The organism is Brevibacterium sp. (assembly GCF_022712115.1).
GTDB classification, from domain to species: domain Bacteria; phylum Actinomycetota; class Actinomycetes; order Actinomycetales; family Brevibacteriaceae; genus Brevibacterium; species Brevibacterium salitolerans.
Map to the genome: position 1 here is coordinate 1 of NZ_JALAHB010000047.1, position 3,999 is coordinate 3,999.

Below are 3,999 nucleotides of genomic sequence, written 5' to 3' on the forward strand. Positions count from 1 at the left end.
CCCCGCCCCAGGAGCCGACGCCGGCCCCGACGGAGGAGCCGCCTACGTAGCCGACGCCGGAGCCCACGGACGACCCGACCGAGGAGCCGACCACGGAGCCCACGGACGACCCGACCGAGGAGCCGACCACGGACCCGACCACGGACCCGACCACGGACCCGACGGACGAGCCGGCTGAGCCGGCACTGGGCATCAGCCCCGAGGAGATCGGCGTCTCCGACTTCCTCGACGAGGGGAAGGGCGTGACTCTCACGGTGGACGGGCTGGAGCCCGGCACCGAGGTCGAGTTCGATGTGGCGCCTGCTGCGGAGCAGAACGTCGAGCCCAGCACCCTCCCGGGTGAGGCCGACGAGGAGGGCGTCGCATCGGCGGTGGTCTACGGGGTCAGCGCGGCCGACGCCGAGGACTACCTGGGCGAGTACTCCGTGGAGGCCTCCGTGGAGGAGGGATCCGGTGAGGCCTCTGCCGTCGACGCCTCGGCGGAGGACCTGAGCGGAACGTTCAGCGTCGTGGCCGACGACGATGCGCCGAACGGTGGCGACGACGATGCCGGCGACGACGGTGACGACAACGGCAGTGACGACGACGGTGCCGGCGACGGCTCGGACCTGCCGCGGACCGGCGGCAGCAGCCTTGCCGCTCTGCTCCTCGGCGTGGTGACCGTGGGAGTCGGTGTGACCGCGCTGTTCTTCACCCGCCGCCGCAGGGCCTGAAGGGGAACCCGGCCCGAGAGCTGAGGACGGCGTGCTGAGGGAAGGGCTGGGAGGCGAACGCCTCCCGGCCCTTCATTCCGCGGTGTGTCCCGGTGCCGTGGGCGGCCCGCGCTCGGTGACGCGGGGCCCTTCACTCCGCCCCCGAGGGGGCGACCGCTCAGCGGCTCAGCCCCTCCCGCAGGCTCTCCAGCACGGTGACGTCCTCGATCGTGGAGGGGATGCGCACCTCCTCGCCGTCGACGATCTCCCGCATGGTCTTGCGGAGGATCTTGCCGGAGCGCGTCTTGGGCAGCGCTTCCACCACGTCCACCTGCCGGAGTGCGGCCACCGGTCCCACCTCGGAGCGGACCAGGGAGACGAGCTCCGCGGGCACCGTCTGCGCGTCCGCTCCCGGGGAGAGCACCACGAAGGCCCGCGGGATCTGTCCCTTGGTCTCGTCGTGGACGCCGATCACGGCGCACTCCGTCACGCCGGGATGCGAGGCGACCACGGCCTCCAGCACTCCGGTGGAGAGCCGGTGACCGGCGACGTTGATGACGTCGTCGGTGCGGCCCATCACGTAGACGTACCCGTCCTCGTCGATCATGCCGGAGTCGCCGGTGAGATAGGTGCCCTCGAAGGCGGAGAGGTAGCTGGAGACATAGCGCTCCTCATCGCCCCAGAGTCCCGCGAGCGTGCCGGGCGGCAGCGGCAGATCGATGACGATGAGGCCCTCCGTGCCGGCGGGGACCGGAGCGCCCGCGGAATCCACGACGCGCACCTGATATCCGGGGGTGGGCACGGTGGGCGAGCCGGGCCGCAGCGGCAGCCGTTCGATGCCCAGCGGATTCGCGGCGATGGGCCAGCCGGTCTCCGTCTGCCACCAGTTGTCCACCACCGGGATGTCGCGGCCCGTCGAAGACCGCAGCATCTGCGTCGTCCACTCCCAGGTGTCCGGGTCCAGCCGTTCGCCGGCGAGGAACACCGCGCGCAGCGAGGAGAGGTCCCGAGCGGCGGGGTGCTCCCCGTCCGGGTCCTCCTTGCGGACCACGCGCATGGCGGTGGGGGCGGCGAAGAAGACGTTCACGCCGTGCTCCTCGATCACCCGGAAGAACGCGCCCGCATCCGGGGTGCCGATGGGCTTGCCCTCGTAGAGGACGGTGGTGACGCCGGCCAGCAGCGGGGCGTAGACGATGTAGGAGTGCCCCACCACCCAGCCCACGTCCGAGGCCGTGAACATCGTGTCGCCGGGGTGCAGGTCGAACACGTGGGGCATGGACCACTGGAGTGCGACGGCACAGCCGCCGGCATCGCGGAGGATCCCCTTGGGCTTCCCCGTGGTGCCCGAGGTGTAGAGGACGTAGAGCGGGTCCGTCGCCTTCACCGGCACCGGGTCGATGCCCTCCTGCGCGGCCTCCAGGAGCCGGGCATAGTCGAGGTCGAAGCCCTCGCGCAGCTGCGCCGGCGACTGCTCCCGCTGCACCACCACGCTGAACTCCGGCTCCGCCTCCGCGATCTCCAGCGCGCGGTCCAGGAGGGGCTTGTACTCGATGACCCGGTTCCGTTCGATCCCCGCGGACGCGCTGATGACGGCCTTGGGACGGATGTCGTCGATGCGGACGGCGAGCTCATTGGCCGCGAAGCCGCCGAACACCACCGAGTGGACCGCGCCCAGGCGCGCGCAGGCGAGCATCGCGACCACGGCCTCGGGCACCATGGGCATGTAGATGACGACCGTGTCTTCCCGGCCCACGCCCCGCTCCGCCAGCGCGCGGGCGAAGCGGGAGACCTCGTCGAGGAGCTCTGCGTACGTGTAGGTCCGGACCGTACCGGTGACGGGGGAGTCGTAGACGAGTGCGGCCTGCGCCCCGCGGCCGGCGGCCACGTGCCTGTCGAGCGCGTTGGCGCACACGTTGAGCTCCCCGTCCGGGAACCAGCGGTAGACGGGCGCACGGCTGCCGTCCACCGCGCGTGTGGGCGGAACCGTCCAGTCGATCGCCTCTGCGGCCTCCAGCCAGAAGCCCTCCGGGTCTGCGGCCGCGCGCCGGGCGACTGCGGAATACGTCTGATCCTGTGTGCTCTGCGTCATAGGAATACTGTAATGATGGTCACGGACATTGCCAGGCCGGGCGCCCCGGGTGGCGCTGCGCGTCCGCGACGTGGACCGCACGCGCTGCGCCCGGATGCGCTCCCGGCCGTGACGGAGACCGGGGGAGACCATGACCTATGACGCCGAGCTCGAGGCCAGCAGGCGCCTGCACTGGATGAACATGCTGGAGCTGCACGCGCAGGACCGCGGCGGGGCCGAGGCGCTGGTGGGGGAGGGGCTCCGGCTCACCTGGCGGGAGCTGAGGGACCGGGTGCGCGCCGTCGCGGCGATGCTTCAGCGCAGGGGAGTGAGCCGGGGCGACCGCGTGTACCTCCTCGCCCTCAACAGCGTCGAGTACATCGCGGCGCTCGCTGCGATCAACACCGCGGGCGCCGTCGCGGTGCCGCTCAACATCCGCTCCGCAGGGCCGGAGCTCGACTACCTCATCGGCGACTCCGGCGCGGTGTTCGGCTTCGTCGACGAGCTGGGAGCCGCCCGGCTGGCCGAGGCCACGGCGGCGCAGGACGTCCCCGTCCTCCGGTTCGGGGAGGAGTTCGCCGCGTGCGCGGCCTCGGGCGAGGTGCCGGAGCCGGTGGACGTGGCGGAGACGGACACCGCCTTCCTCGTCTACACCTCGGGCACCACCTCCGCGCCCAAGGGCGCCATGATCAGCCACCTCAACCTCGTCACGCAGGTGATTACCGCCAATCGGATGGGTCCTGCCGGCACCGCGCACGACGCCTCGATCATCGTCGTCCCGCTGTTCCACATCGTGGGCGTCTCGAACGCCTACACGGCGTTCTTCAACGCCTCGAAGGTGGTGGTCGCGCCCTCCAGGGTGCTCATGAGCATAGAGGCGCTCACGGACACGGTGGAGGCCGAGGGCGTCACCCACATGTTCCTCGTGCCCACCCTCTGGCAGGCGTTCTGCTCGCAGCCGGGCATCCGCGAGCGGAAGCTGGACCTCAAGGTCATGACCTGGGGCGCCTCGCCGGCGAGCCGGGAGACGCTGCAGCTCATGGCGGACACCTTCCCGGAGGCCATCATCAGCGCGGGGCTGGGGCAGACGGAGATGTCGCCCACCACCACCGCGCTCACCGGCGCGGACTCCCTCGTGAAGATGGGCTCCGTGGGCCGGCCCGTGGGGATGGTCGCCGCGCGCGTCGTGGGTCCGGACGGGGAGGACGTGCCGGCGGGGGAGACGGGGGAGATCGTCTA

Annotated in this window: 4 protein-coding genes; 2 read left to right on the forward strand and 2 right to left on the reverse strand. The window is 71.6% G+C overall.

The window, feature by feature from the left end:
* Positions 1–253, reverse strand: a 253-nt coding sequence (locus Q0A33_RS02865; RefSeq protein WP_291792818.1) for a hypothetical protein, incomplete at its 3' end; no start/stop codon positions are given.
* Between Q0A33_RS02865 and Q0A33_RS02870 the strand changes: the two genes are divergently transcribed.
* Positions 243–713, forward strand: coding sequence for an LPXTG cell wall anchor domain-containing protein (locus Q0A33_RS02870; protein WP_291792820.1), 471 nt, complete (start codon positions 243–245; stop codon positions 711–713). The genes Q0A33_RS02865 and Q0A33_RS02870 overlap by 11 nt on opposite strands.
* 157 nt (positions 714–870) lie before the next feature.
* Here Q0A33_RS02870 and Q0A33_RS02875 read toward each other — a convergent pair whose 3' ends face one another.
* Positions 871–2,781, reverse strand: a complete 1,911-nt coding sequence (locus Q0A33_RS02875; protein ID WP_291792823.1) for an acetate--CoA ligase — start codon at positions 2,779–2,781, stop codon at positions 871–873.
* A 130-nt stretch (positions 2,782–2,911) separates the two neighbouring features.
* Between Q0A33_RS02875 and Q0A33_RS02880 the strand changes: the two genes are divergently transcribed.
* Positions 2,912–3,999: AMP-binding protein (locus tag Q0A33_RS02880; RefSeq protein WP_291792825.1), on the forward strand; the 1,088-nt coding region annotated here is incomplete at its 3' end.